This is a genomic window from Streptomyces lincolnensis (assembly GCF_001685355.1).
Taxonomy (GTDB): domain Bacteria; phylum Actinomycetota; class Actinomycetes; order Streptomycetales; family Streptomycetaceae; genus Streptomyces; species Streptomyces lincolnensis.
In genome coordinates, this window is sequence record NZ_CP016438.1 from 8,122,892 (window position 1) to 8,148,139 (window position 25,248).

General features: G+C 69.8%; 24 protein-coding genes. 16 read left to right on the plus strand and 8 right to left on the minus strand.

The genetic code is table 11. The features are described 5' to 3' along the window. Positions 1–70 precede the first annotated feature (70 nt). The 9 genes from SLINC_RS35890 to SLINC_RS35930 all read left to right on the plus strand — a co-directional run bounded on the left by SLINC_RS35890 (position 71) and on the right by SLINC_RS35930 (position 11,199). Positions 71–1,627 (plus strand): amino acid adenylation domain-containing protein, encoded by a 1,557-nt coding sequence (locus tag SLINC_RS35890; protein WP_067442336.1) that lies wholly within the window; start codon positions 71–73, stop codon positions 1,625–1,627. Positions 1,628–1,724: 97 nt separating this feature from the next. Beyond that, positions 1,725–3,176: a class I adenylate-forming enzyme family protein gene (locus tag SLINC_RS35895; RefSeq protein ID WP_159425387.1), complete on the plus strand. Its 1,452-nt coding sequence runs from the start codon at positions 1,725–1,727 to the stop codon at positions 3,174–3,176. Beyond that, positions 3,100–3,405, plus strand: coding sequence for a hypothetical protein (locus tag SLINC_RS35900; protein ID WP_067442346.1), 306 nt, complete (start codon positions 3,100–3,102; stop codon positions 3,403–3,405). The genes SLINC_RS35895 and SLINC_RS35900 overlap by 77 nt, the downstream gene beginning before the upstream one ends. Further along, on the plus strand, positions 3,402–4,529 hold the full coding sequence (locus SLINC_RS35905) for a beta-ketoacyl synthase N-terminal-like domain-containing protein (RefSeq protein ID WP_067442348.1): 1,128 nt from the start codon (positions 3,402–3,404) through the stop codon (positions 4,527–4,529). The genes SLINC_RS35900 and SLINC_RS35905 overlap by 4 nt, the downstream gene beginning before the upstream one ends. Continuing rightward, positions 4,526–5,053 carry a beta-ketoacyl-[acyl-carrier-protein] synthase family protein gene (locus SLINC_RS35910; protein WP_067442350.1) on the plus strand — a complete coding sequence of 176 codons (528 nt, stop codon included), beginning with the start codon at positions 4,526–4,528 and terminating at the stop codon, positions 5,051–5,053. The genes SLINC_RS35905 and SLINC_RS35910 overlap by 4 nt, the downstream gene beginning before the upstream one ends. Beyond that, positions 5,053–5,823, plus strand: a complete 771-nt coding sequence (locus tag SLINC_RS35915) for a methyltransferase (RefSeq protein ID WP_079164902.1) — start codon at positions 5,053–5,055, stop codon at positions 5,821–5,823. Before SLINC_RS35910 ends, SLINC_RS35915 begins: the two co-directional genes overlap by 1 nt. 10 nt (positions 5,824–5,833) lie before the next feature. Then, a complete protein-coding gene (locus tag SLINC_RS35920) occupies positions 5,834–7,504 on the plus strand; it encodes a class I adenylate-forming enzyme family protein (RefSeq protein ID WP_067442352.1) in 1,671 nt (556 codons plus the stop codon). Between the two features lie 93 nt (positions 7,505–7,597). Further along, entirely contained in the window at positions 7,598–9,430 is a 1,833-nt protein-coding gene (locus SLINC_RS35925) for an ABC transporter ATP-binding protein (protein WP_067442354.1), read from the plus strand. Further along, positions 9,427–11,199, plus strand: a complete 1,773-nt coding sequence (locus SLINC_RS35930; protein WP_067442356.1) for an ABC transporter ATP-binding protein — start codon at positions 9,427–9,429, stop codon at positions 11,197–11,199. Before SLINC_RS35925 ends, SLINC_RS35930 begins: the two co-directional genes overlap by 4 nt. A 31-nt stretch (positions 11,200–11,230) precedes the next feature. Here the strand turns inward: SLINC_RS35930 and SLINC_RS35935 are convergent, their stop codons facing one another. Together SLINC_RS35935 and SLINC_RS35940 are read right to left on the minus strand one after the other, a co-directional pair. Further along, positions 11,231–12,025 (minus strand): SDR family NAD(P)-dependent oxidoreductase, encoded by a 795-nt coding sequence (locus SLINC_RS35935; protein ID WP_079164904.1) that lies wholly within the window; start codon positions 12,023–12,025, stop codon positions 11,231–11,233. A gap of 47 nt (positions 12,026–12,072) precedes the next feature. Further along, a complete protein-coding gene (locus SLINC_RS35940) occupies positions 12,073–14,031 on the minus strand; it encodes a condensation domain-containing protein (RefSeq protein ID WP_152039041.1) in 1,959 nt (652 codons plus the stop codon). 192 nt (positions 14,032–14,223) lie between these two features. Here SLINC_RS35940 and SLINC_RS35945 point away from each other — a divergent pair, with 192 nt between their 5' ends. Both SLINC_RS35945 and SLINC_RS35950 read left to right on the plus strand, forming a co-directional pair. Continuing rightward, the gene (locus tag SLINC_RS35945) at positions 14,224–15,129 is read left to right on the plus strand and encodes a HipA family kinase (protein ID WP_067442362.1); all 906 of its coding nucleotides are present in this window, start codon (positions 14,224–14,226) and stop codon (positions 15,127–15,129) included. Continuing rightward, positions 15,126–15,464 (plus strand): Rdx family protein, encoded by a 339-nt coding sequence (locus SLINC_RS35950; protein WP_067442364.1) that lies wholly within the window; start codon positions 15,126–15,128, stop codon positions 15,462–15,464. The genes SLINC_RS35945 and SLINC_RS35950 overlap by 4 nt, the downstream gene beginning before the upstream one ends. Here SLINC_RS35950 and aceB read toward each other — a convergent pair. Beyond that, a complete protein-coding gene (gene aceB, locus SLINC_RS35955) occupies positions 15,454–17,088 on the minus strand; it encodes a malate synthase A (protein ID WP_067442366.1) in 1,635 nt (544 codons plus the stop codon). The two genes, SLINC_RS35950 and aceB, sit on opposite strands and share 11 nt — an antisense overlap. Positions 17,089–17,273: 185 nt before the next feature. Beyond that, positions 17,274–17,876, minus strand: coding sequence for a nucleotidyltransferase family protein (locus tag SLINC_RS35960; RefSeq protein WP_067442368.1), 603 nt, complete (start codon positions 17,874–17,876; stop codon positions 17,274–17,276). A 177-nt stretch (positions 17,877–18,053) separates the two neighbouring features. On the opposite strand from SLINC_RS35960, the gene SLINC_RS35965 reads away from it, so the two are divergent. After that, a complete protein-coding gene (locus SLINC_RS35965; protein WP_067442370.1) occupies positions 18,054–18,374 on the plus strand; it encodes a DUF5955 family protein in 321 nt (106 codons plus the stop codon). 31 nt (positions 18,375–18,405) lie between these two features. Here the strand turns inward: SLINC_RS35965 and SLINC_RS35970 are convergent, their stop codons facing one another. After that, a complete protein-coding gene (locus tag SLINC_RS35970; RefSeq protein ID WP_067442372.1) occupies positions 18,406–19,104 on the minus strand; it encodes a DUF6304 family protein in 699 nt (232 codons plus the stop codon). Continuing rightward, positions 19,101–19,898, minus strand: a complete 798-nt coding sequence (locus SLINC_RS35975; protein ID WP_067442374.1) for an IclR family transcriptional regulator — start codon at positions 19,896–19,898, stop codon at positions 19,101–19,103. Before SLINC_RS35975 ends, SLINC_RS35970 begins: the two co-directional genes overlap by 4 nt. Before the next feature lie 290 nt (positions 19,899–20,188). Here SLINC_RS35975 and allB point away from each other — a divergent pair, with 290 nt between their 5' ends. After that, positions 20,189–21,526, plus strand: coding sequence for an allantoinase AllB (allB, locus tag SLINC_RS35980; protein ID WP_067442376.1), 1,338 nt, complete (start codon positions 20,189–20,191; stop codon positions 21,524–21,526). A 49-nt stretch (positions 21,527–21,575) separates the two neighbouring features. Next, positions 21,576–22,733, plus strand: coding sequence for an allantoicase (alc, locus tag SLINC_RS35985; protein ID WP_067442378.1), 1,158 nt, complete (start codon positions 21,576–21,578; stop codon positions 22,731–22,733). Between the two features lie 164 nt (positions 22,734–22,897). On the opposite strand, the gene SLINC_RS35990 is transcribed toward alc, so the two are convergent. Next, a complete protein-coding gene (locus tag SLINC_RS35990) occupies positions 22,898–23,671 on the minus strand; it encodes a 3-oxoacyl-ACP reductase family protein (RefSeq protein ID WP_067442380.1) in 774 nt (257 codons plus the stop codon). A 175-nt stretch (positions 23,672–23,846) separates the two neighbouring features. Here SLINC_RS35990 and SLINC_RS35995 point away from each other — a divergent pair, with 175 nt between their 5' ends. Beyond that, positions 23,847–24,473: a dihydrofolate reductase family protein gene (locus SLINC_RS35995; RefSeq protein WP_067442382.1), complete on the plus strand. Its 627-nt coding sequence runs from the start codon at positions 23,847–23,849 to the stop codon at positions 24,471–24,473. A gap of 124 nt (positions 24,474–24,597) precedes the next feature. Beyond that, positions 24,598–24,993 carry a guanyl-specific ribonuclease gene (locus SLINC_RS36000; RefSeq protein WP_067442384.1) on the plus strand — a complete coding sequence of 132 codons (396 nt, stop codon included), beginning with the start codon at positions 24,598–24,600 and terminating at the stop codon, positions 24,991–24,993. Positions 24,994–25,026: 33 nt separating this feature from the next. Here the strand turns inward: SLINC_RS36000 and SLINC_RS36005 are convergent, their stop codons facing one another. Further along, complete coding sequence (locus SLINC_RS36005; RefSeq protein WP_067442386.1) at positions 25,027–25,227, minus strand: hypothetical protein; 201 nt, start codon at positions 25,225–25,227, stop codon at positions 25,027–25,029. Positions 25,228–25,248: the final 21 nt, after the last annotated feature.

The window sequence follows — 25,248 nt, forward strand, 5'->3', positions numbered from 1 at the left end:
GTCACGTGGGGCGTGGTTCAGGAGTTCGCCGACCGACGCTTCGTCGCCCCTTCCTGCCCTGGGGGACGCCATGATGCTCTACCACTGGTTCGACGCTTCGGTCGCCCGGTACGGCCCCCGGACAGCCGTCGAGATCGACGGCGTGCGTTTCAGCTACCGGCACCTCGCCGACATGGCGGAGTCCCTCGCGGCACGTATCCGCCAGGAGTCGGAGACGGTTCCCCGGCGGATCGGTCTCCTGGCCGAGCGCAGCGTGATGGCCTACGCGGGTTACCTCGCCATCCAGCGCCTGGGCAGGTCCGTCGTCCCGCTCAACCCGGGTTTCCCACAGGCGCGGACGCGGTACATGCTGGCGGCGTCCGGAACCGGTCTGGTGCTGGCCGACCCGCGACTGGCTGCTCCGCAAGTCGACGGGATCCGTGTGCTGGCCGTGGACCCGACGCTGCTTCAGGGAGAGCCACCGGCTCCGGTGCCGCCACTGCCGGACGTACCCGAGGCAGAGGCGTACCTGCTGTTCACCTCCGGCTCGACGGGCACGCCCAAGGGGGTTCCGATCCGTCAGGGCAACGTCTCCGCGTTCCTGGAGACGGTCCGGGACAGGTACGGTCTCGCCCCCGGTGCCCGGTGCTCACAGTGCTTCGACCTGACCTTCGACCTGTCCGTGTTCGACCTTTTCGCGGTCTGGTCCGCGGGAGCCACCCTGGTCGTGCCGAGCCGGAACGACCTGCTGCGGCCGGTCCGCTTCATCGCCGACAACGCCCTCACCCACTGGTTCTCGGTGCCGTCGGCGATCAGCAGGGCGCAGGCCGGCGGAAGGCTGCTGCCGGACAGCATGCCCTCACTGCGACACAGCCTGTTCTGCGGTGAACCACTCACCTCGCAGCAGGCCCGGGCCTGGAAAGCGGGCGCGCCCGAGAGCACGCTGACCAATCTCTACGGGCCCACCGAACTCACCATCAGCTGTAGCGACTTCACCCTGCCCCAGGATCCCGGGGACTGGCCGGTCACGCCCAACGGCGTCCTGCCGATCGGCCTGCCCTATCCGGGGCTCGAACACGCCGTACTCGACGAATCGGGGCTCCCGGCCGCGGACGGCGAGCTGTGTGTCCGGGGGCCGCAGCGCTTCGACGGATATCTGGACCCGGAGGCGAACCACGGACGGTTCCACCCCGCGCCCACCGTGGTGGGCGAAACGGCAGTCCCGCGGGACCACTGGTACCGCACCGGGGACCGGGTGACCACACGCGACGGCACCCTGACCTTCCTCGGACGGACCGACCAGCAGGTGAAGATCAACGGCTACCGAGTGGAGCTCGGCGAGATCGAGGCGGCGCTGCGCTCCCTGACCGGCGTCACCGACGCCGTCGTCGTGGCCGTACCCGACACCGCTGACGTGCTGGGACTGTATGCCGTCTGCCTGGCCCCGGACAGCGACCCGGTCCATGTGCGCGCCGAACTCGTCCGCGCCCTTCCGGGCTACATGGTGCCCAGGCGAGTGCTCACCGTCGGCCGGCTTCCCTGCAACAGCAACGGCAAGGTCGACCGCCGAGCCGTGACAGACCTCGTCCGGACCGCACTCGAACGACCGGCGGCCCCACTGCCCAGGGAAGGGATGACTCTTTCATGATCACCGAATCGGCCGTCGTGGCGGAGGACGGATCCGGCGCCGGCATCGTCGTCGGTCTCATCGGCGCTGCGCCGTTCCGCGCGGCTGGATGCGCGGCGTGCGGAGAACGGAGCCGGACATCGTGATGTCGGCACGGGATCTGAGCGACCGCTTGTGCGGGGCGGGTTCGGGCGGTCCGCTGTGGGGCGACGAGAGTCCGGTGTGGGTCGACGAGACGGACACCGTCGACCGGCGGGCACTGCACGAGGAGGTCGGCCGATGCCACGACCTGCTCGTGGCGCGCGGTGTGCGGCCCGGCGACTGTGTCGCGGTGCAACTCCTGCCCGGCGCCACCTTGTTCGCGCTGCTCCTGGCGATCTGGAGGTTGGACGCTCGCGCGATGCTGTTGGACCACCGGCTGACCGAGGCCGAGACCGGCTCGCTGACACGGCTGTGCCCACCGGCGTTCCACGTGCGTGCCCCGGCCGGGACGACCCACTTCACCGGCTGGTCCGAGCTGCTGGTCGAACCGGGGACCGGGGCGCTCCCCCTTCCGGAACAGGTGTGCCTCGTGCAGTTCACCTCCGGATCGACCGGGCAGTCCAAGGTGGTGGGACGGTCGGCGGCGTCGCTGGACGCGGAGATCGACCGGTATGCCGCCATCGACGCCATGCCGGGCACGGACGACCGGCTTCTCCTGCTGTGCTCGCCGATCCACACCTGGGGCCTGGTCGGCGGGATCCTGTACGGGCTGGCGGTGGGGATGCCCGTCCTCCTTCCTTCCGCGCAGCACGGTGGCGCGCTCGCCCGTGCGGCGGCGGCGCTCGAACCGACGGCGATCTTCGGGGTGACGACGCACTTCGACCTGCTCGGGAAGACGGCGGATCTTCCCCGGTTGCCGCGGCTGCGCGTCGCCACCAGCGCGGGGATGATCACCAGCCCGGCCGTCGCCGAGCGGTTCCGGGCGGCGAGCGGGTGCCGGCTGGGCCAGGTGTACGGCTCGACCGAGGCCGGCGTGGTGACCGCCGATCTCGCCGGCCGGTTCCCCGCGCCGTCCGTCGGCCGGCCCGCCCCCGGCATCACCGTCCGAGCGACCGGCGGTGAGTTGTACGTCCGGCTCGACGAGACCCCCTACCTCGTCGACGACGGCGTGGCCCGGTTCTCCGATGGCTGGCTGCGGACCTTCGACCGCGCGGCGATCGACGAGGCGAGCGGCGCGGTCACCATCCTCGGCCGTGCGGACTCCGTCGTCGCGATCGGCGGCATCAAGATCGATCTGATGGAGATCGAGCAAGCGCTTCAGGAGCACCCCGACGTCGCCCACGCGGTCGTGACCTTCGGAAGCGTGATCGAGGCTCATGTGGCGGCCCGCAACGGGCTCACGGACCGGGCGCTCGCGGCGTGGAGCCGGGAACGGCTGAACCCCCTGAAGGCCCCGAAGCGGTACTACCTGCAAGAAAAACTCATCGAGACACCGACCGGAAAGGTTGTCCGTGACCGAGCCCAGCTCCTCTCCGCATTCCACGACCGCAGAACAGCAGCCGTCGACGCAGACCAAGGCGATCAGTAGGGAGGAGATCCTCGACATCCTGGCCTCTCTGGAGGACGCCGGCCTGCCGGAGACGATCGACGACGACACCCTGCTGGTCATCGATTCCTTCGCCACGGTCTGGCTCCAGCACCTGCTGGAGGAACGTCACGGCATCGTGGTGACGCTCAGCGGCGAGACAGCCGATGTCGACTCCGTGAGCAGCCTGCACGCCCTCGTCAACCGCAAGCTGGGCGTGGGGGCCCCATGACCACGGAGGTCTACGTCAGCGGCTTCGGCGTGTTCAGCGCCTTCGGCCTGGGACCGACGGCCCTCTTCGACGGTGCCTTCTCCGGTTCGCCGGCGTTCCGCCCGGTCACCCGCTTCGACGTCTCCCGCTGCCGCACCGACCGGGCGGCCACGTACCAGGAGTCAGAGGTGGACTTCCCGGACGCCGGGCCCGGCGTGGGGACCGTCGATGTGGCGAGCGCGTGCGGACGGCAGGCGCTCGACATGGCCGGCTGGCGCGACCCGGCACAGCTTCCCCTCATCCTGGCGACCAAGCTGCGAGCGCCCTCCGTGGAACCGGAGCCACCGGCCGAGACCACCGAGCGGGTGGCCGACCGGCTCGGTCTGGGGAAGCCGAGGCGCACCTTCGTCAACGCCTGCTGCGCCGCGACGAACGCGATCATCCACGGAGCGCAGCTGGTCCGGGCCGGTGTCACCTCGGCGGTGCTGGCGGGCGGAGCGTTTCTGGTCGACCGGCAGGCGTTCAGCCTCTTCGACGCCGCGCAGGCACTGGCCGCCGACGGGCAGGTGCGCCCGTTCGACCAGGACCGTCAAGGTGTGCTGCTCGGTGACGGCGGTGCGATGCTGCTGCTGGAGTCGGGGGACAGTATTCGCGCGCGCGGGGCCCAGCCCCTGGCCCGGCTCGCCGGCTGGGCCATGACCGACGACGCCTTCCACGTGGCGAAACCCCACGCACAGGGCGCCGGAGTCGCCGCGGCCGTCACCCAGGCCCTGCACCGTTCCGGTATCGGCCCCGGCCAACTCACCTATGTCAACGCCCACGGCACCGGCACCCCCCTCAACGACGCCTCCGAGGCCGCTGGACTGCACGCCGCACTCGGCCCGCACACGGAGAAGGTGTACGTCAGCGGGACGAAGAGCACGACGGGCCACGCGCTGGAGGCCAGCGGCGCCCTGGAGTCCGTCATCACGCTGCTGGCGATCCGCTCCTCGGTGCTGCCGCCGACCGCGGCGCTGAGCCGGCCGGACACCCACCACCCGCTGCGACATGTCAGCGCACCGGAACCGGTCGAGGTGCCCTATGCGCTGAGCCTCAACTCCTCGGTGGGCGGCGTCAACGCGGCGATTCTGCTGGCGGCGACATGAGCACGCTGCCGGCACTCGAACTCGTCGCCAGTGCGGAGGTTCAGGCGGGCCCGGAGATTCCGCGGCTGCCCGGATTCATGGCGTCGGACTTCGCCCCCCTGGTGTACGCCGCCGTCCGCGCATGCGTCGGCGACGCGCGGTCGGGACACCTGCTGGAGGGCATCGGCGACCGGGTCGGGATCGTCCTCGGCTCGCGGCGTTTCGACACGGTCACTCTGGAGCTCTCCGTCGAGCAGGTGAACCGCGGGCAGGTCAGCCCCATCCTCTTCTACCAGGCGGTGCCGACCGCCGTCCTCGGCCAGATCGCCCGCGACTACCGACTGACCGGCCCGGTGAGCTGCGTGGCCGTGACCGGTGACGCTCGGGCTGAGGCTCTGGAACTGGCCCGTGTGCTCCTGGCCGATGACGGCGCGGAATGGGTCCTGAGCCTCACGGTCGAGATGGACGCCGACCCCGCGAAGGCTTTCGCCAGCGCCGACCTGGTGCGGTCTTCGCCCGGGCCGGCCGAACGGAAGGCGTCGTAATGGCCTCCCAGGGATCCGGGGCGTCGAAGGGATCCAGGACGTCGAAGGGATCCGGGGCGTCCAAGGGCGCCGTGGTGCGGGGCACCTGGCTCGTGAGCAGCACCGCCGACGGAGTCACCGAACCGACCACCTTCCGGCTGCACGACCGGGAGTGGGATCTGTTGCCGGGGGTGTTCGCTCCGACGTACTGCGTGTCGACCGGGTTCTTCACCGAGTTCCTTCCCTTCCCGGTCGGCGGATCGTTCCTGGAGGTGGGCTGCGGGGCCGGCGTGACCGCGGTGAGCGCCGCGGCGAAGCGCTGCGCAAGGGTCGTCGCCACGGACATCAGCGAGGCGGCCGTGGAGAACACCCGGCTCAACGCGGCCCGGCACGGGCTGTCCGAGCGGATCGAGCTGTACCGCGGCGACATGTTCGACGGCCTCGGGCCCGGGGACCGGTTCGACCTGATCTTCTGGAACTCCCCCTTCATCGATCCCGGGACCGATGACGGGCCGTCCGCGAGACCGGTCCGCGACGACATGCGGGAGCAGCTGCGGCAGGCCGTCTTCGATCCCGGCTACCGGGCGCACCGGCGCTATTTCACCGAGGCCGGCGCCAGGCTGACCGCGGGCGGCCGGCTGCTGCTCGGCTTCAGCAGTCTCGGCGACCACGACACGCTGCGCCGACTGGCCGCCGACGCGGGCTACCGGATCTCCGTCCTGCGTACCTCCGGAGACCTCGTGCGCGGCGTCGACTATCAACTTCTCGAGCTGGTGCCCGATGACACATAGGAGAAGCCACGTGGCCAACACCTTCGTCCCGTCCTCCGTACGCCACGCCCTGGCCGCCGACCCGACGGTGGGCGGAGGCAACGCATTCGAGGCGGCGATGCGGGTCAGCCCGGACGTCCATGCGCCGTTTCTCCTCGCCGAGCAGCCGGTCCGCGACGCACACGGGACCCTGCGCGATCAGCTGAGCCTGGCCGAACTGGCGGACCTCGTCGGCGCGTGGAGCGCCTGGTACGCCGGACGCGGTGTCGGCCCCCGCGACCGGGTCGGGATCTACTTCCGGGACAGCGCCGACGACCTGATCCACTACCTCGCGCTCAGCCGGCTGGGGGCGATCGCGGTCCTCATCAACGGCGAGATGGATCCCGCCATAGTCCTCGCCTATCTCCGGCAGACCACGCCGGTCGGCCTCCAGGTGGACGATGTCAGACAGGCGCGGATGGCCGGCGTTCTCCAGCCGGAGGACGACCTGTTCTGGGTGTCCTCGATCGACACCGCCGTGCTGTCCGGGGACGTGCCGGTGCCGCCACCGTTCCGGCATGCGGCGGGCGATCCCGTCCTCATCTGCCACACCTCGGGCACCACCGGCACACCGAAGCCGGTCATCTGGGCCCACGCCCAGATGATGGAGGGCATCCGGGCCCACCTGACCCGGTTCCGGGACCATCCGCAGTCGCTGATCCTGTCCGCCCTGCCCCAGTCACACGGGTCGGCGATCGGCTACGACCTGCTCGCGATGCTCTCCGGCGTGCCCCTGGCGCTCATGTCCGACCGGAGCGGCAGCGCGGTGGCCGCCGCGGCGGGCCGCTACGGCGCGACCATCGTGGTCGGCTTCGCGTCGACGCTGGCCCAGCTGGCGCTCCAGGAGACCGACGCGGCCGGTCTCGACCTGGTCGAGCGCTGGGTGAGCGTCGGTGACGCCTCGCACCACGCGCACATCGCCCGGCTGGTCGAGCGGGGCCGGCACTGGGCCGGTGGCGACCCGGTGCCCGGCTCGATGTTCGTGGACGGCTTCGGCTCCTCGGAGCTCGGCTGGGGTGGCGTGCTGGGCCTGATCACGGTTCCCGGAGTCACGGCGCCCCACCGGTGTCTCGGCGTTCCGCAGCCCTTCGCCGAGGTCGCCGTCCTACGGCCGGACGGCTCACCGGCCGAGGCGGGCGAGGTCGGGTTGCTCGGCGTGAAGGGCGCGACGGTGACGCCGGGCTATTGGAACGACTCGGACAAGACCTATCGCAGCCTGCTGAACGGCTACTGGCTCTCCGGTGACCTCGTCTTCCGCGACGAGGCGAACCGCTTCCACCACGTCGACCGGGTGGTCGACGCGATTCACACCGCCGGCGGGATGGTCTACTCGGTCCTCACCGAGGAGATCCTGCTGGCCCACCTGCCGGAGATCAACGACTGCGTGGTGGTGGCGGCCGAGCGGTCCGGTGAGGTCCGCGCCATCGCCCTGGTCCACCTCCGCGACGGCCACGGCACCGACGGAATGCTGGCCCGGATCAACAAGGTCCTGGACGGCCTGGGGCACACGCCGCTCGCCGATGTGCGGGCGACGGACGTGGCAGCGGTCCCGGTCGGTGTCACCGGCAAGGTACTCAAACGCAGACTCCGCCAGACGTACGCCGGCACAGCCGCCCCGGCGGCCGGACACACGGTCTCCGTTCCGGCGGAACAGGGCCGCTGATCGCATGGCGGCGGGGCGGACAGCGGGAGGACAGATGTCAAGCATCCGGGACCGGGGCACGAGCGCCCGGAATCCGAACGACGAGGAGAAGGCATGACCGCGGACACGGGCCCGCCGCCCCCGGCGAAGCGCTGGGTGATACCCGCCCTCATCGCGTACTCCTTCTCGGAAGCGCCGGTCGTGACCACCCTGACCGCGGTCACGGCCGTCATCGCCGGCGCGGCCCCGGTCGGTATCACCGTCGCGATCGGCGAACTGGTGAACGGGCTCACCTCGGCGATCGGCCAGGGCCTGGACACTCCGGTGGCCCGGGAGTGCTACCGCTGGATCGCCCTCGTCGTCGTGCTCTTCCTCCTCGCCCAGCTCGCCGAGTCGGCGCGGATGGCTCTGGGTGAGGCCCTCGGCCGCCGGGTCACCGGCCGGCTCAACGAGCGCGTGATGATGGCCGCCTCCGAGCCGGCGACCATCGGTCACCTGGAGGATCCCGCCTATCTCGATCGGCTCAGGCGGGCCCGGGGCGACGGCACCATCGACATGCCCCCCGGAGAAGCGGTCTTCGGCTTCTCCACCAGGGCCTCGATCTGGGTGACCAGCATCGGCTCCGCGGCACTGCTCACCCGGGCCACCTGGGGACTGGGGCTGATCGTCTTCGCCGTCTTCGCCGTGATCCACTCCCGGCTGGTCCGGAACTACCGGACGGCCGTCGTCGAGACCATGAACCAGTCGAAGAAGCTCCGCCGTACGTCGTACCTGCGGGACGTGCCGACCACACCGGGCGCGGCCAGGGAAGTGCGTGTCTTCGGCCTCGCCTCCTTCTTCCGCGATGCCTACCAGACGGAGTGGCGCGCGAACATGACGGAGGTCTGGCGGCGGCGGCGCGAGCACGACCTGTTCGTCGTGGTGGTGGTCGTGGTCACCGGCGTCACGGTCGCCTCGGCCTTCTACTACCTGGCCTACCAGGCCGCCACCGGAGAGGCGACGTTGGGCGATCTGGCGGTCGGCGGCCTGGCCGTCCGGGCCCTGCTTCAGATGCTCCGGGCGGACGACGACGACCTCCGCATGGGCTTCGGCTCGAAGGCAGCCGCCGAGGCGTTCACCTTTCCGGTCGTGGCATCACCCGTCGGGCCGGACAAGAACCCCTGGCCGGCGCCTGCCACGACCCTCTCCTGCGAGGACCTGCGCTTCCGCTACGGCGGCGCCGCGGGCGAGGTGCTGCACGGCATCGACCTCGCCGTTCCCGCGGGGCAGTCACTCGCCGTCGTCGGTCTCAACGGCGCCGGCAAGACGACGCTGGCCCGGCTTCTCGCCGGCCTGGACGCTCCGAGCGAGGGGTCCGTCCGGGTCGGGGACACCCCGATCGAGGACGCCAACCGCCGGAGCTGGCAGCGTCAAGTGGTCGCCGTCTTCCAGGACTTCGGCCGCTATGAGCTGACGGTGCGGGACAACATCGCCTTCGGTTCCCTGCCCCACGCGGACGACGAGGAGGGCCTGCGCGCCGTGGCGCGCCAGGCCGGGCTGCTGAAGTTCATCGAGGGACTTCCGAGCGGCTGGGACACGGTGATGTCCAGCGGCTACTCGGGCGGGGTCGACGCGTCGGGCGGCGAGTGGCAGCGCATCGCCATCGCCCGGGCACTGTTCGGCCTGCGGCACGGAGCACAGCTCCTGATCATGGACGAGCCGGCCGCGAGCCTCGACGCCCGCGCCGAGGCCCAGCTCTACGACACGTTCCACGAACTCACCGCGGGTGCCACCACCATCGCGATCTCGCACCGGTTCGCGACCGTCCGCAAGGCGGAGCGGGTGGTCGTGCTCGATCACGGCCGGATCATCGAAGACGGCACGCACGAGGATCTGATCACCGCGGACGGCCGGTACGCCGAGCTGTTCCGCCTACAGGCAAAGCGCTTCGAGGAGGCACGGTCTTGACCAGCGCACTGCGCTTCGTCCTCACGATCGGACCCCGCACCGACCGGGTCCGGTCCCTGATCGTGGTGGCGGTGGTGATTCTCGAACAGGCCACCGGGATCGGCCTCGCGGTGTTGCTCGGACTGTTCAGCGAGGCGGCGAACCGGCATTCGACCGGCGACGTGCTGACACTCGCGCTGTGTGCGGCGGTCTTCGTGATGCTCACTCAGGGCACCTTCATCGCCGGCTACTTCACCCGCCTGCGCCTCCAGGAGGAGATCCAGAACGACGTCGAGCGCCAGTTCCTCGACGTGGTCGGCACGACGCCGACGCTGGAGGTCCACGAGCGGTCGAGCCGTTCCGACAAGGCGGCGCTGTACCGCGATGCGCGGGGCGAGATCGGGCCGGGTTTCGACCGGCTGCTGTTGCTGGCCGGAGCCGCGCTGGTCCTGATCGCCTCGGCCGCCCTGATGGCCTCGGTCGTTCCCGTCCTCGCCGTACTGCCGCTCTTCGCCGTCCCCACGGTGCTGGCCACCCGGGCGGCGGACGACAAGCGCGGTCAGGCCATGGAACGCGCCACGCCCCGGACCCGGCTGGCCGGTCACCTGTTCACGCTCGCCACCACGGCCGCACCCGGTCGTGAGACCCGCCTCTTCGGTCTGGCGGGCGAGCTGCGGCGCAGGCACCGCGAGGCGTGGGACTCCGCGGGCCGGGACATCGCCCGGGCCGACCGACGGGCCCGGATCCCGATCGCGCTGGCCTGGCTGTTCTTCGTACTGGCGTACGCGATCGCCATCGTCCTGATGGTGCGGGCCGGTCTGTCCGGCGATGCCTCGCTGGGCCTCGTCGTCACCGCCATCGCCGTCAGCAGCCAGATCACCGGCCAGGTGCAGGGCGTGCTGAGCATGACCTTCTGGACGCTGGAGTCGCTTCGGGCCACCCGGGCGTTCCTCGACGTGGTGGAGGACGCCGCCGTGGAGCGGGCGGCCGTCGTGCCGGCCACGCCGGTGGCCGTACCGGCCCGGCTGGACCACGGCATCAAGGTGGAGGGCCTCGACTTCCAGTACTGGAACCGCGATCAGCCCTCACTGAACGGCATCGACATCGAGTTCCCGGCCGGCGCCGTGGTGGCCCTGGTCGGCGAGAACGGTGCGGGCAAGTCGACGTTCGTCAAGATGCTCAGCGGTCTCTACCAGCCGAGCGCGGGGCGCGTCCTGGTGGACGGCACCGATCTCGCGCAGTTCGCGCCGGAGGACTGGCGCTCCCGGATCACGGTCGCCTTCCAGGACCCCGTACACATCGAGATGTCCCTGAGGGACACGATCGGACTGGGCCGGCTCCAGCGTCGCGACGATCCGGAGCGGATCCTGGAGGCGCTGCGGACGGCCGGCGGCGACAAGCTCCTCGCTTCGCTGCCCGAGGGCCTGGAGACGCGGCTCGGGCGAAAGTCGTGGGACGGCAAGGGACTGTCGGGCGGCCAGTGGCAGACGGTCGCCAACGCCCGGGCGGCGATGCGTCAGGAGCCGTTGCTGCGGATCCTGGACGAGCCCACCTCCAGTCTCGACGCACGGGCCGAGGAGTGGCTGTTCCAGCAGTACGCCGGCTTGAGCCGCCTGGAGGGCGGTGTGACCGTCCTCGTCACGCACCGCTTCACCACCGCCCGGGCCGCCGATCTCATCGTCGTTCTGGACGGCGGCCGGGTCGTCGAGGTCGGCACCCACGACACGCTGAGCCAGGCCGACGGACTCTACGCCGAGTTGTTCCGCCTTCAGGCCCGGTACTTCGTCTGATCCCATCCAACCGGCCCTGGGTTTCTTGGCCTCAGGTCAGAGAGCTCACCGCTTGCGAAGCCTGCTGCCTCGTCCTGGCGAGGGCCAACGTGGCGTCGGCCACGTTGGCCCGGCCCGGTATGCAGAGTTCCGCTGCTCGGTCCATCGCGTCCACCGCCATGGCCGCGACGTCATCGGCGGATTCCCACATGATCGACGGGATCTTCATGATCTCTTCGTCGCCGACTCCCGCACGTCGAGCGAAATCAGTGGCGACCGGACCGGGGCAGAGCGCGGTCACGGTCACCGCCGAATCCTGGAGTTCGAGCCGCAGCGTGCTGGTGAATGCCAACACGAACGCCTTCGATGCCGCGTAGGTGCCCTGTCCGGGCATCGGTCGGAAGGCCGCTGTCGACGCGACATTGAGAATCGCGCCGGAGTTCCGGGAAATCATGTCATTGACGAAGCGACGGCACAGGTCCACGACGCTGACGACGTTCAACTCCATGTGTGCGAACTCCGTGTCGAGGTCGCATTCCGGAATACTGGTGCGCGTAGCCGCGCCGGCACTGTTGATCAGTACGTCGACGGCCAACCCGGTCCGCTTGACCTGTGCCTCGATGTTTCGGCGGTCGGCTCGCTCGGTCAGATCGGCTTCGATGATGTCGACGCGGGCACCGTACCCTTTCAGCCCTTCCGCGATGTGCAGTAGTTGTTCCTTGTCTCGCGCCACCAAAGTGGTGTTGTAACCGCGAGCCGCAAGGGCGTGCGCCAAGGCCGCGCCAATGCCGGACGACGCTCCAGTGATTACCGCGGTGGTCTGCGGAGAAGGTGGCGGAAGTGACATGATCTCAACTTAGCGCAGCCGCCGTGATGTTCACCAGGCCCCAATCGTCAAGCGCCTGCAATTCTTCGCAGCTTGGCGGCGACTGCCGAAATCGGCGAAGGGCTCAGCAGATCATCGGGGACGATTCCGGCATAGCCTTTCCGGCCGAGCTCGCCAACGATGGCCGGCGTGACACCGGCGCTTCCCCCGCAGAGAACATAGGATCTCGAAACGCTCCGCACGATTTCCGGGTTGAAGAGCTCGATGGTGGCGCACAGGAGCTGCTCTTCGGGACTTTCCGGCATATGGTCGGCGATGTCGCGACCGTTTCCACTTCTCGCGGCCTCGGCGCTCGACATGGCGTCGTACACCAGGAACCTATGGGGAACCATGATGTTCGGGCGGCTGGGCAACAAGCCGAGCAGGTGGAGACGTAGATAACGTGGATCGATCGTCGGATCGGTAGCCGCGAGATGGGCTTCCAGCTCTCCGCTCTCGTTCGTCACCAGGGACACCGAAGCCGCATCGACGTGAGGTATGGAGCGAAGCGCATCGGCCAACTCCGACACGTTTATCCAAGAATTGTCAATGAATTGCCAGCCCGCAGGCAGACTGTGCGACGAAATGTCCAGCCGCGCCTTCAGCGTTGCCAGATCCGTATCCGCCGACGTCGGCGAATCGGCCAGCAGTGTAATGACTTCGACGATGCTTCGCAGGATGCTTTCGATTTCATGGCGCTTGAGCACCAGATCGTGTGCCAGCAGGAAGATGTCATCGTCGGTGGGGTGAACCCGGAAGTAGACATCGGTGTCGTAGTCTTCCCAGTCCACGTCGTCCTCCCAGGTGAGCGCGGATCCGTTCGTCTCCTCGACCGGTGAGTCCGCCGCCTGGTCATCCGTCTCCGACTCCGGCAGTACCACGTAATTGTAGTGCGCCCCGACGCGCAGCATCACCCCTCGCTCGTCTGCTTTCCGCGCCATTTCCTCTCTTGCTCGCCAGAATGAGTAGCGCCCGTTTCGCATGCTCATGAGAATGGCGCGATAGCTCTTCCGGAGGGATTCTCCGACAGTTTCTTCGGGGGGCAGGTCCATGATGACCATGCTGGACTGGAAGAAGCAGCCTATGGAGTCACTCACTGCGGGGTCGAACCTGTTGGACGACGTGATGTAGGAAGCGAACGAACGCTGTCCGGAAACCATCGAGAGCACGATGGCGTAGGCAGCCAGGAACACCGCCGAGCCGGATACCCGATATTCCTTTGCCACCGATTCGGCCGCCGCTGAGATTCCCGGATACCTCAGCGTGGCAGCGGTGAACGCCGTGGAACCCTCCTCGCGGCCGATGGCGGTCCGCTCCTTCCGGTATGCCGGGAAAGTCATGTTCGGCATGTCGGTAAAGCATTTGTTCCAGTACTTCATGACGGCGGCGTGGTGTCGCTCCTGCTTGTCCGTCTTCTCGGCGGCCGCCTGGGCGAGCGGTTGCCGCCTGGTGGATTGCTCCGGACTTTCCGGACGGGAAATCCTGGTCCTGAATTCCTCCCGCAGGATGTGACAACTGCCGGCGTCGAGTGTCAAATGGCTGAAGGCCAGCACCAGCCACTTCGGCACCCCGTCGGCGATCACGAGTCCAAATCGAATCGGACAGTCGACTGCGGGGTCGATGGGCCGGCGGGTGAGGAGTGCTGTCACCTCGTTCACCCCCTCTCCTGTCCGGTCCTCCCAGGTCAGGATTGACGCCCGGTAAGGATCGAGGACCTGCTGCACGGGACGGCCGTGAGGGCCGAGAGGGTATTTCGTTCGCAGCGCCTCGTGCTGACGCACAAGGTGGTCGACGGCTGCGCCCACCGTCTGCACAGTAGCCCCGTCGGGAATGGGGAAGACGTCCGAAATGAGAATTCCATTGCATTCCGGGGCCGCATAATAGAAGAACCAGTAGTACTCCTGGCTCCTCATGAGTTCGCCATGTGCGTGATCTACTGCAGAATTGACGGCCGAAATGCAGCGGGATATTCGCTCAACGTCATCCATGCTAATGGTCTGCTCCCGCGTCAGGGCATACTGGACAGGTAGCACCGCCGGAGCGGAACGGTTCGGTCCGAGCCTACCGGTCGACCTCGAACCGCTCTGAAAATCCCTGCAAAGTTTTCCTCTCGCGCCGACGATCACCCGGCGGTTACTATGCTCACTTCATGCCGGAAGTCGATGGGGTGCCCTGAGGAAATGTTGAGAGAGGTCGCTGCAACCCGCTACGTCGCGCCCCTGCGGGAGGGCGGCTCCGTCCCCGGCATCGTCGAGGCCGACGACCTGGGCACGTACGTCGTGAAGTTCACCGGCTCCGCGCAGGGACTCAAGGCGCTGGCCGCCGAAGTGATCGTGGGTGAGCTGGCCCGGGCCCTCGGGCTGCGATTCCCCGAGCTGGTCCTCGTGCACTTCGACCCGGCGATCGCCGCGCACGAGCCCCACCAGGAGGTGCGCGACCTGCACACGGCCAGTGCGGGCGTCAACCTGGGCATGGACTATCTGCCGGGCGCGAAGGACTTCACGCCCGACGTCGCCAAGGTCTTCCCCGTGGACCCGCTGGAGGCCGGCCGGATCGTCTGGCTGGACGCGCTGACCGTGAACGTGGACCGTACGGTCCACAGCTCCAACCTGATGGTCTGGCCCACGTTCGGCACCGCACCCGCCCGCCTGTGGCTGATCGACCACGGCGCGGCCCTGGTCTTCCACCACCGCTGGGACGGCAGCGATCCGGCGAAGCCCTACGACTTCCGCCATCACGCCCTCGGTCACTACGGCCCCGATGTCCGGGCCGCCGACGCCGAGTTGGCACCGCTGGTCACCGAGCGGCTGTTGCGGGAGATCGCGGCCGAGGTGCCGGACGCCTGGCTCACCGGCTTCGCGACCCCCGACGAGGCGCGCGAGGCCTACGTCAGCCACCTCCACGCGCGCGTGCGGGCTTCCGAGGCCTGGCTGCCCACCGACTTCCCCACCCGGGAGGAACTCGCCGCCGAGGAGGTCCTGCGGGCGGCGAAGACACAGCAAGGACGGCCGAAGTGGCTGAAGCGGGTCCCCGACCTGCACGGCCGGCCGGCCGTGGAACAGGATGGGTCGGTGCACTTCGAATGACGGACGACCAGTGGGTCGAGATCGAGCTCTCGGACGCCCAGCGCGTCGAGATCGAGTACTGCACGCAGTGCCGCTGGCTGCCGCGTGCCGCCTGGCTGGCCCAGGAACTGCTCACGACCTTCGAGGCCGAGCTGACGGAACTGGCGCTCAAGCCCGGCAAGGGCGGCGTCTTCGTCGTCCGCGTCAACGACGAGGTGGTCTGGGACCGCCGGGAACAGGGCTTCCCCGAGCCCACCGCCGTGAAGCAGGCCGTACGCGACCGAGTGGCCCCGGGGAAGTCCCTGGGCCACTCGGACAAGGCCGTGCAGGAGGAGCAGGAGGACGTCAGCCCTTGAGCTGCTCGTACGCCGGCAGCGTGAGGAAGTCCGCGTAGTCCTCGTCGAGGGCGACCTTCAGGAGGAGGTCGTGGGCCTGCTGCCAGTGACCGGCCGCGAAGGCCTCCTCGCCGAGTTCGGCGCGGATGCTCGCGAGCTCCTGGGCGGCGACCTCGCGGGCCAGCTCCGGGGTGGCCTTCACCGTGCTTCCCGCGTGCTCGAACTCCACGCCCGCGTTGATCCACTGCCAGATCTGCGAGCGGGAGATCTCGGCGGTGGCCGCGTCCTCCATGAGGTTGAAGATGGCGACCGCGCCCAGACCGCGCAGCCATGCCTCGATGTAACGGATGCCCACCTGGACGGCGTTGACCAGGCCGTTGTACGTCGGCCTGGCGTCCAGGGAGTCGACGGCGATCAGGTCGGCGGCCTCGACGTGGACGTCCTCGCGCAGACGGTCCTTCTGGTGCGGCCGGTCGCCGAGGACCTTGTCGAAGGACTCCATGGCGATCGGCACCAGGTCGGGGTGGGCGACCCAGGAGCCGTCGAACCCGTCGCCCGCCTCACGGTCCTTGTCGGCGCGGACCTTCTCGAAGGCCACCTTGTTGACCTCGGCGTCCCGGCGGGACGGGATGAACGCCGCCATGCCGCCGATCGCGTGCGCGCCGCGCTTGTGGCAGGTGCGGACGAGGAGTTCGGTGTACGCGCGCATGAACGGGGCGGTCATCGTCACCGCGTTGCGGTCCGGGAGGACGAACTTGGCGCCGCCGTCACGGAAGTTCTTCACGATGGAGAACAGGTAGTCCCAGCGGCCCGCATTCAACCCCGAGGCGTGGTCGCGGAGTTCGTAGAGGATCTCCTCCATCTCGTACGCCGCCGTGATCGTCTCGATCAGGACGGTGGCGCGGACGGTGCCCTGCGGGACGCCGACATAGTCCTGCGCGAAGACGAACACGTCGTTCCAGAGGCGGGCCTCCAGGTGCGACTCCGTCTTCGGGAGGTAGAAGTACGGGCCCTTGCCGAGGTCCAGCAGGCGCTGGGCGTTGTGGAAGAAGTACAGGCCGAAGTCGACCAGCGCGCCCGGGACGGGAGTGCCGTCCGCGTCGACGAGGTGGCGCTCGTTCAGATGCCAGCCGCGCGGCCGCATGACGACGGTGGCGAGGTCGGCATCGTCCTTCAGGGCGTACGACTTGCCGGTGCGCTCGTCGGTGAAGTCGATGCTCCGGGTGTACGCGGCGGCCATGTTCACCTGGCCGAGGACGACGTTCTCCCAGGTCGGCGCCGAGGCGTCCTCGAAGTCCGCGAGCCACACCTTCGCGCCCGAGTTGAGCGCGTTGATGGTCATCTTGCGGTCGGTGGGACCGGTGATCTCGACCCGGCGGTCCTGGAGCGCGGGCGGACACGGGGCCACCCGCCAGGAGTCGTCCGCGCGGATCGCGGCGGTCTCCGGGAGGAAGTCGAGCGTGGAGGTGCGGGCGATCTCGGCGCGGCGCTCGGCGCGGCGGGCGAGGAGCTCGTCACGCCGGGGCGTGAACCGGCGGTGCAGCTCGGCCACGAAGGCGAGGGCCGCCTCGGTGAGGACCTCCTCCTGCCGGGGCAGGGGCTCGGCGTCGACGATGGCCAGCGGGGACGGCGCTGGTGCGGACATGAGCGGTCACTTCCTTCAACGGTGGCACCGGGTGCCAGTCGAACCGGGTACGGCGAGGGGCGCCCGGGGGAGAGGCAGGGCGCTTCTGATCAGTGGATACTAGTTTCCTCATCGTGGAACTTCAATGGTTTGTTGATGTCGAGATTCTCCGGATCGAGCCAAGGTGGCGCTCAGTGCCGCGCCGCTCACTCGAGGTGCACGAGATCAGCGGCCGTGTCGATGTCGTAGGGCCGTGCCACGTCCCCGCACTCGACCAGGGTGATCGCCTCCTCGTGCGCCTTCAGATAGGCGCGTGCCCCCCGGTCGCCGGTCGCAGTCGCTTCGATGCCCGCCCAGTGGGCGCGGCCGAGCAGCACGGGATGCCCGCGCACGCCGGTGTAGGCGGCGGAGACGAGCGAGCTCTCGTCCTCGTACCCGGCGAGCACCCGTCGTACGGCCTCCGGCCCGATGCCGGGCTGGTCGACCAGCGAGACCAGCGCGCCCCGCGCCCCGGTGCCGGCGAGCGAGCCGAGCCCGGCCCGCAGGGAGGAGCCCATGCCCTCGGCCCAGTCCGGGTTCTCCACCAGGACGCAGTCACCGAACTCCGCCCGCTCCCGTACGGCCGTGGCGGCGGCCCCCAGGACCACGTGGACGCGGGTGCAGCCGGCGGCGCGCAGGACGCCGACCGCGTACTCGGCCAGGGGGCGGCCGCGGTGGGGGAGCAGCGCCTTGGGGCGACCGCCGAGCCGCCGCCCCCCGCCCGCCGCGAGGAGCAGTCCGGCCACCGCCGGCCGTTCGTTGTCCGTCATGCGTCCTGCATACCTGACGCTCCGGCGTGCGCCGGGTTGCGCGGGGCTGAATTTCGGTCCCGGCGGTGGCGCTTACGGCATACGGTGGCGTTTACTGACCCGCGCGCCCCCCGGCGCCCGACCGGCGCGGCGAGGCGGGAACGTGCGGTGTCCGACGGAGCGCGGTGGGGGAGAGCTGTGTTGCGGAGCTTGGGACAGAGATCGGTGACCGGCAGCGACGAGGATCCCAGAGTGGCGGAACTGCGGACGGCGGTGTCCCGGCTGCGCCGCGAACTCGCCGCGCACCCGGCCGAGTTCACCGACCGCGGCATCGCCGAGGACGAACTCGCCGTGCTGGCCGCGATGACGAACGGCGGCCACCCCGAAATCCCGCGCCTGCGCCGCTCGTTGCTCCTCATCGCCGGCGCGATCGGCTCCGTCAGCGCCCTGTCCCGGGGTCTGTCGGACGTCAGAGCCGCGGTGGACCTGTTCGGCGAACCGCGACGCGGACAGGGCTAGTTCACTCACCCCCCCCGCAGGGCCTGCTCACTCACCACCAAGGGCGGAACGGGAACGGCCCCCGGTAGCCGTGGTGCGAGGTGCGGTACTCGAACTGGTCGCAGAGCCAGGTCTCCTGGACGAGTTCGGTCTGCGCCGGCCACACCTCGAAAATGCCCGTGGGGCCGTGCTTGCCGTCGACCCGGCGGTAGAGGTCCTTGACGTCGCGGAAGCAGGCCAGTCCCGCCATGAAACCGGTGCCGACGGGGTTGTAGTCGGACCAGGCGCACGCGATGCAGGCCCGGAGCCGGGCATCCCGCGGCAGGCTGCGCTGGAGGTGGTGCAACGCGTCCTCGAAGCTGTCGTGACCCGCCGCGTCGCCGTACTCCCGCCCGTCGAACCGCAGCGTGGTGGTCAGGCTCTGGGTGTCCGGGCCGTGCCCCTCGCCCGCCGGATCGCCGAGCCGCAGGGAGCAGTGCAGCACCCCCGCCCGTACGCCGGTCCCTTCGACCTCGACCGGCATCGGGGCCGTCCACTCCAGCAGACACGACCACAGCGCCCCGTCGGAGAAGGCGAACATCTCCTCGGGCGGCTCACCGCCCAGCGCGCCGAGATCGTCCATGGAGTCGCCTTCGAAGCGGACGCCCCTGATCGTCGTACGGATCGCATCCCGGCCGTCCGTCTCGAAGACGACCTCCTGCGATCCGTGCCGGTCGGTGTACCGGCCGGGCCGGCGCTGTAAGGCCGTCACGCCGGGTTCTGGGTCGCCAGCGCCTGGGACAGTTCCGCCGCCACCTGCTGGAGCACCGGGACGATCCGCTCCGTCGCCGCCTCCGTGACCCGGCCCGCCGGGCCCGAGATCGAGATGGCCGCCGCGGTGGGGGAGTCGGGGACGGACACCGCGAGGCAGCGGACGCCGATCTCCTGTTCGTTGTCGTCGACCGCGTAGCCCTGGAGCCGTACATCCTCCAGCGCCGCGAGGAAGCCGTCGGGCGTGGTGATCGTCTTGTCCGTCGCGGCGGGCATGCCGGTGCGGGCGAGCAGCGCGCGCACCTCGCCGTCCGGGGTGTTCGCCAGCAGGGCCTTGCCGACACCCGTGGAGTGCGGCAGCACGCGCCGGCCGACCTCGGTGAACATGCGCATCGAGTGCTTGGACGGCACCTGTGCCACATAGACGATCTCGTCGCCGTCCAGCAGGGCCATGTTCGCCGTCTCGCCGGTCTCCTCGACCAGGCGGGCGAGATACGGCCGCGCCCAGGTGCCGAGCAGCCGGGAGGCGGACTCGCCGAGCCGGATCAGCCGCGGACCGAGGGCGTAGCGCCGGTTGGGCTGCTGACGCACATAACCGCAGACCACCAGCGTCCGCATCAGACGGTGGATGGTGGGCAGCGGCAGCCCGCTGCTCGCGGACAGCTCGCTCAGGCCGACCTCCCCGCCCGCGTCCGCCATCCGTTCGAGCAGGTCGAAGGCGCGCTCAAGAGACTGGACCCCACCGCCGGACGAGGACTTGGCGGAGTCGGTGGTGCTGGCGCTGGACGTCGGCACGGCGCGTTCCTTTCACGGCTGGCGGCAAGGGCAGAAGCCTACCCGTCAGTCGGTTGACTCCCCGCTTGTGCGTAGCTACGTTCTGCTTACCGGAATGCTAATTCCGTCTTGTGGAAACGTCCAGAGAGTGAGCCTTTGGGTTCACCGGGGAAGGGTGCTCTTGACGGCGTGAGGGCGGGAGTGAAGACTCCTTCAACAGAACGTTGAATTCCGTTACGTGGAAGTAAATCCCGTTTCCCGGAAGTAACCGGAAGTACAACGGCGACAGAGGCAGAGCGAGAGGGGTCCGGGTGTCCGACGTAGAACTGGTGCTGCGCTCGACGCGCGTCATCACCCCGGAAGGGACACGCGCCGCCTCGGTCGCCGTCTCCGCCGGGACCATCACGGCCGTCCTGCCGTACGACGCTCCCCTCCCGGAGGGCGCCCGGCTGGAGGACCTCGGCGACGACGTCCTGCTGCCCGGCCTGGTCGACACCCATGTGCACGTCAACGACCCCGGCCGTACCGAGTGGGAGGGCTTCTGGACCGCCACCCGCGCCGCGGCCGCCGGCGGCATCACCACCCTCGTCGACATGCCGCTCAACTCCCTCCCGCCGACCACCACGGTCGACCACCTCCGTACCAAGAAGGACGTCGCCGTCGACAAGGCGCACATCGACGTCGGCTTCTGGGGCGGCGCCCTGCCCGACAACGTCAAGGACCTGCGCCCGCTGCACGAGGCCGGTGTCTTCGGCTTCAAGGCCTTCCTCTCGCCCTCCGGCGTGGACGAGTTCCCGCACCTGGACCAGGACCGGCTCGCCCGGGCGCTGGCCGAGATCGCCTCCTTCGACGGCCTGCTCATCGTGCACGCGGAGGACCCGCACCACCTCGACGCCGCCCCCCAGCAGGGCGGCCCCCGGTACACCGACTTCCTGGCCTCCCGCCCCCGGGACGCCGAGGACACCGCCATCGCCCAGCTCATCGCGCAGGCCAGACGCCTCGACGCGCGCGTGCACGTGCTGCACCTGTCCTCCAGCGACGCGCTGCCCCTGATCGCCGAGGCCAAGGCGGAGGGCGTCCGCCTCACCGTCGAGACCTGCCCGCACTATCTGACACTGACCGCCGAGGAAGTCCCGGACGGCGCCAGCGAGTTCAAGTGCTGCCCGCCCATCCGCGAGGCCGCCAACCAGGACCTGCTGTGGCAGGCGCTCGCGGACGGCACGATCGACTGCGTGGTCACCGACCACTCGCCCTCCACGGCCGACCTGAAGACCGACGACTTCGCCACGGCGTGGGGCGGCATCTCCGGCCTCCAGCTGAGCCTCGCGGCCGTGTGGACCGAGGCGCGCGGGCGGGGCCACTCCCTGGAGGACGTGGTCCGCTGGATGTCCGCCCGGACGGCCGAGCTGGTGGGGCTGACCCGCAAGGGCGCCATCGAAGCGGGTCGCGACGCCGACTTCGCGGTCCTCGCCCCCGACGAGACCTTCACCGTCGACCCGGCGGCCCTCCAGCACCGCAACCGCGTCACGGCGTACGCGGGCCGAACCCTGTACGGCGTGGTCAGGTCGACCTGGCTGCGCGGCGAACGCATCGTCGCGGACGGCGAGTTCACGAACCCGAAGGGCCGACTCCTCACACGCACCCCCTGATTCACGTCACCCCGCACCCGCAGCGGCCGACCCCCGAAAGGCACATCTCGTGACGGCGCAGCCCGCATTCCCCCTGGCTCGTTTCACCGGCGACGCGAACCCGTACGGAGGCGGCGACCCCTACGCGGACTACCGCACCGCCGACTTCCCCTTCGCCCGGTACGCCAATCTCGCCGACCGGCAGCTCGGCGCCGGAGTCATCGCCGCGAACGACGAGTTCTTCGCCCAGCGGGAGAACCTGCTGGTGCCCGGGCCCGCCGAGTTCGATCCGGAGCACTTCGGGCACAAGGGAAAGATCATGGACGGCTGGGAGACGAGGCGCCGCCGCGGTGCCTCGGCCGAGCACCCGTGGCCCACGGCCGAGGACCACGACTGGGCCCTGGTCCGCCTCGGTGCCCCGGGCGTCATCCGCGGGATCGTCGTCGACACGGCCCACTTCCGCGGCAACTACCCGCAGGCGGTGTCGGTCGAGGGCACGTCGGTGCCGGGCGCCCCGTCCCCGCAGGAACTGCTGAGCGGCGACGTGAAGTGGACCACCCTGGTCCCGCGCACCCCGGTGGGCGGCCACGCGGCGAACGGCTTCGCGGTCTCCCTGGAGCAGCGCTTCACCCACCTCCGCGTCAACCAGCACCCCGACGGCGGAATCGCCCGCCTCCGCGTCTACGGCGAGGTCGTCCCCGACCCCGCCTGGCTCTCGGCGCTGGGCACCTTCGACGTGGTCGCCCTGGAGAACGGCGGCCGCGCCGAGGACGCCTCCAACCTCTTCTACTCCCCGGCGTCCAACACCATCCAGCCGGGCCGCTCCCGCAAGATGGACGACGGCTGGGAAACCCGCCGCCGCCGCGACCAGGGCAACGACTGGATCCGCTACCGCCTCGTCGCCCAGTCCCAGATCCGCGCCCTGGAGATCGACACGGCGTACCTGAAGGGCAACAGCGCGGGCTGGGCATCGGTGTCGGTCCGCGATGTCGACAACGCCGGGGACGCCGCGAACCCCGAGGCCGGCACCTGGACGGAGATCCTCCCCCGCACCCGCCTCCAGCCCGACACCAACCACCGCTTCGTCCTCCCCACCCCCACCCTCGCCACCCACGCCCGCGTCGACATCTACCCCGACGGCGGAATCTCCCGCCTCCGCCTGTTCGGCTCCCTGACCGACACGGGGGCATCGGCTCTGGCGGCCCGCCATCAGGAGCTGGGCGGCTGACGGGGGCGTATTTTCAGCCCGTCCGGCGTTTGAGGACGAGGCCCCTTAAGGGCCGATCGGGGGTCCAGGGGGCGGAGCCCCCTGGGAGCGGGGTCGAAGGGGCGGCAGCCCCTGGAGGATGGGACGGGTAGGGGCGGCGGGGGCGAAAAAGGCCCCCGCCCACCTCACGCCGCGTGCCCCCCATCCACAGCGAACTCCGCCCCCGTCACATAATCCGCCCCCGCCAGATACACCACGGCCCCGGCCACCTCCTCCACCGTCCCGAACCGCCCCACCGCGGTCAACGCGGCCTGCCCCGCCGCAAACGGCCCGTCCGCCGGATTCATGTCCGTGTCGACCGGCCCGGGATGCACGATGTTCGCCGTGATCCCCCGCGCTCCCAACTCCCGCGCCAGCGCCTTAGTCAGCCCGATCAACGCGGACTTGCTCATCGCGTAGAGCGTCCCTCCGCCCCCCGGCACCCGCTGCGTCATACAACTCCCGACGGTGATGATCCGCCCACCCGAGCCCATGACCCCCGCAGCCGCCTGCGAGGCCAGGAACACGCCCCGCACATTCACCGCGAGAACCCGGTCCACCTCGGCGAGCGACAGACTCTCCACAGGCCCGAGCACCCCCACGCCCGCGTTGTTCACGAGGACGTCCAGCCGCCCGAACACGTCAGCCGTCCGGCCCACGGCCCCCGCGGCCTCCTCCGGATCCGCGGAGTCGGCACGCAGAGCCACCGCACGACGCCCGAGCGCCTCCACACCGCGCACGACGTCCTCCGCCGCGTCCTTGCCGTTCAGATAGGTGAAGGCGACATCCGCCCCCTGCTGCGCCAGTCGCAGCACCGTGGCCGCCCCGATGCCCCGGCTCCCACCGGTCACCAGAGCCACCTTGCCGTCCAGATTCGTCAGTTCCGGATTCGTCTGTTCGAAATGCGTTCCCTGTGTCATGCCTCCATCCCACCGCCTGTGAGCACCCCCCGCTGGCGGCGAACGGACGTCGACGTCCGCCCCCCGGACCTCCGACCGATGAGTTGCCGCGGCCGACACGGTCTGAGCTGATGACAGCGGAACCACATCGAGAAGACCGACCCCGAATACCGGGAAGCAGGAAGAAGGCACCCACATGGGCAAGCTCGTCTCCACGATCTTCGTCAGCCTCGACGGCGTCTACCAGGCCCCCGGCGGCCCCCAGGAAGACACCCGCGGCGGCTTCGAGCAGGGTGGCTGGACGTTCCCGTTCAACGACGAGGACTTCGGCCGGTTCATCGGCGAGGTATTCGACCGCGCCGACGCGTTCCTCCTCGGCCGCCGCACGTACGACATCTTCTCCGGGTACTGGCCGAGGGTGACCGACCCGGCGGACCCGGTCGCGTCCCGGCTCAACTCCCTGCCGAAGTACGTCGCTTCGGGGAGCCTCACCGACGCCGACTGGGCCGGCACCACCGTGATCGGCGGCGATCTCGCCAAGGAGATCACCGCCCTCAAGGAGCGCACCGCCGGCGAACTCCAACTGCACGGCAGCGGCGCCCTCCTCCGGTCCCTGCTGAACCTCGACCTCGTCGACACGGTCCACCTGCTCACGTTCCCCGTCGTGCTGGGCGCGGGCCGCCGCCTGTTCGTCGAGGGCGCCGTACCGACGGCCTTCCGGCACTCGGGCGGAAGCGTCACCTCGAAGGGGGTCTCCATCCAGACGTACGACCTGGCGGGACGCCCGGAGTACGGCGACTACACCCTCCCGGACAACGCGTAACCGCCCGGCTGCTCGTGAAGACGCCGGGCGGCAGGTTAACTTCGCGAAAACGGATCGGACTTGACGGGAAATTCTCCAGACTTGACATTGACATGCCACTGTCTACGCGCGTCATCATGACTCCATGAACTTCCCCCCACGCGCAACACGCATCGGCGCCGCAGCCGCGCTCCTGTCCGCCGTCCTCCTCGGCGGCACCGTCACCGCCACCTCGGCGAACGCCGCCGCCACCGCGGTCGGCAACATCTGCTACAGCGCCCTGCCCTCGCAGGCCCACGACACCCTCGACCTGATCGAGCAGGGTGGCCCCTACCCGTACTCCCAGGACGGGACCGTCTTCCAGAACCGGGAAGGCGTCCTGCCCAGTCAGTCGAGCGGCTACTACCACGAGTACACGGTCATCACGCCCGGCTCCTCCACGCGCGGTGCCCGCCGCATCGTCACCGGTGAGGAGACCCGGGAGGACTACTACACGGCCGACCACTACGCCACGTTCGACCTGGTGAACTACGGCTGCTGACCGCGGCCGCCGGGGCGGAGGTCCGGTCCGAGCTCAGCCGGACCTCCGGCTCCCGGCGACGGCGAACAGCGCGAACGCCAGCACGATCAGGGTGACGTTCGCGTAGATCTCGTAGCCGTCGAAAAAGTCGATCCGCTGGACGAGCCCCAGACGCCAGTCGGTGAACTCGTGCAGCAGGCCCATCACGCCCTGCGCCAGGGCGATGAAACCGAGTAGCTCCAGCAACTGCTTCATGCCACAGACTCTCGCCCCGCG

Bases quoted from the DNA above. Each gene is read 5' to 3' on its own strand.
- SLINC_RS35950 (WP_067442364.1), top strand. From the start codon at position 15,126: ATGACGGACGACCAGTGGGTCGAGATCGAGCTCTCGGACGCCCAGCGC.
- SLINC_RS35910 (WP_067442350.1), top strand. From the start codon at position 4,526: ATGAGCACGCTGCCGGCACTCGAACTCGTCGCCAGTGCGGAGGTTCAG.
- SLINC_RS35995 (WP_067442382.1), top strand. From the start codon at position 23,847: ATGGGCAAGCTCGTCTCCACGATCTTCGTCAGCCTCGACGGCGTCTAC.
- SLINC_RS35935 (WP_079164904.1), bottom strand. From the start codon at position 12,025: ATGTCACTTCCGCCACCTTCTCCGCAGACCACCGCGGTAATCACTGGA.
- SLINC_RS35940 (WP_152039041.1), bottom strand. From the start codon at position 14,031: ATGGATGACGTTGAGCGAATATCCCGCTGCATTTCGGCCGTCAATTCT.
- SLINC_RS36000 (WP_067442384.1), top strand. From the start codon at position 24,598: ATGAACTTCCCCCCACGCGCAACACGCATCGGCGCCGCAGCCGCGCTC.
- SLINC_RS36005 (WP_067442386.1), bottom strand. From the start codon at position 25,227: ATGAAGCAGTTGCTGGAGCTACTCGGTTTCATCGCCCTGGCGCAGGGC.
- SLINC_RS35990 (WP_067442380.1), bottom strand. From the start codon at position 23,671: ATGACACAGGGAACGCATTTCGAACAGACGAATCCGGAACTGACGAAT.
- SLINC_RS35905 (WP_067442348.1), top strand. From the start codon at position 3,402: ATGACCACGGAGGTCTACGTCAGCGGCTTCGGCGTGTTCAGCGCCTTC.
- SLINC_RS35890 (WP_067442336.1), top strand. From the start codon at position 71: ATGATGCTCTACCACTGGTTCGACGCTTCGGTCGCCCGGTACGGCCCC.
- SLINC_RS35915 (WP_079164902.1), top strand. From the start codon at position 5,053: ATGGCCTCCCAGGGATCCGGGGCGTCGAAGGGATCCAGGACGTCGAAG.
- aceB (WP_067442366.1), bottom strand. From the start codon at position 17,088: ATGTCCGCACCAGCGCCGTCCCCGCTGGCCATCGTCGACGCCGAGCCC.
- SLINC_RS35945 (WP_067442362.1), top strand. From the start codon at position 14,224: ATGTTGAGAGAGGTCGCTGCAACCCGCTACGTCGCGCCCCTGCGGGAG.
- SLINC_RS35925 (WP_067442354.1), top strand. From the start codon at position 7,598: ATGACCGCGGACACGGGCCCGCCGCCCCCGGCGAAGCGCTGGGTGATA.
- SLINC_RS35960 (WP_067442368.1), bottom strand. From the start codon at position 17,876: ATGACGGACAACGAACGGCCGGCGGTGGCCGGACTGCTCCTCGCGGCG.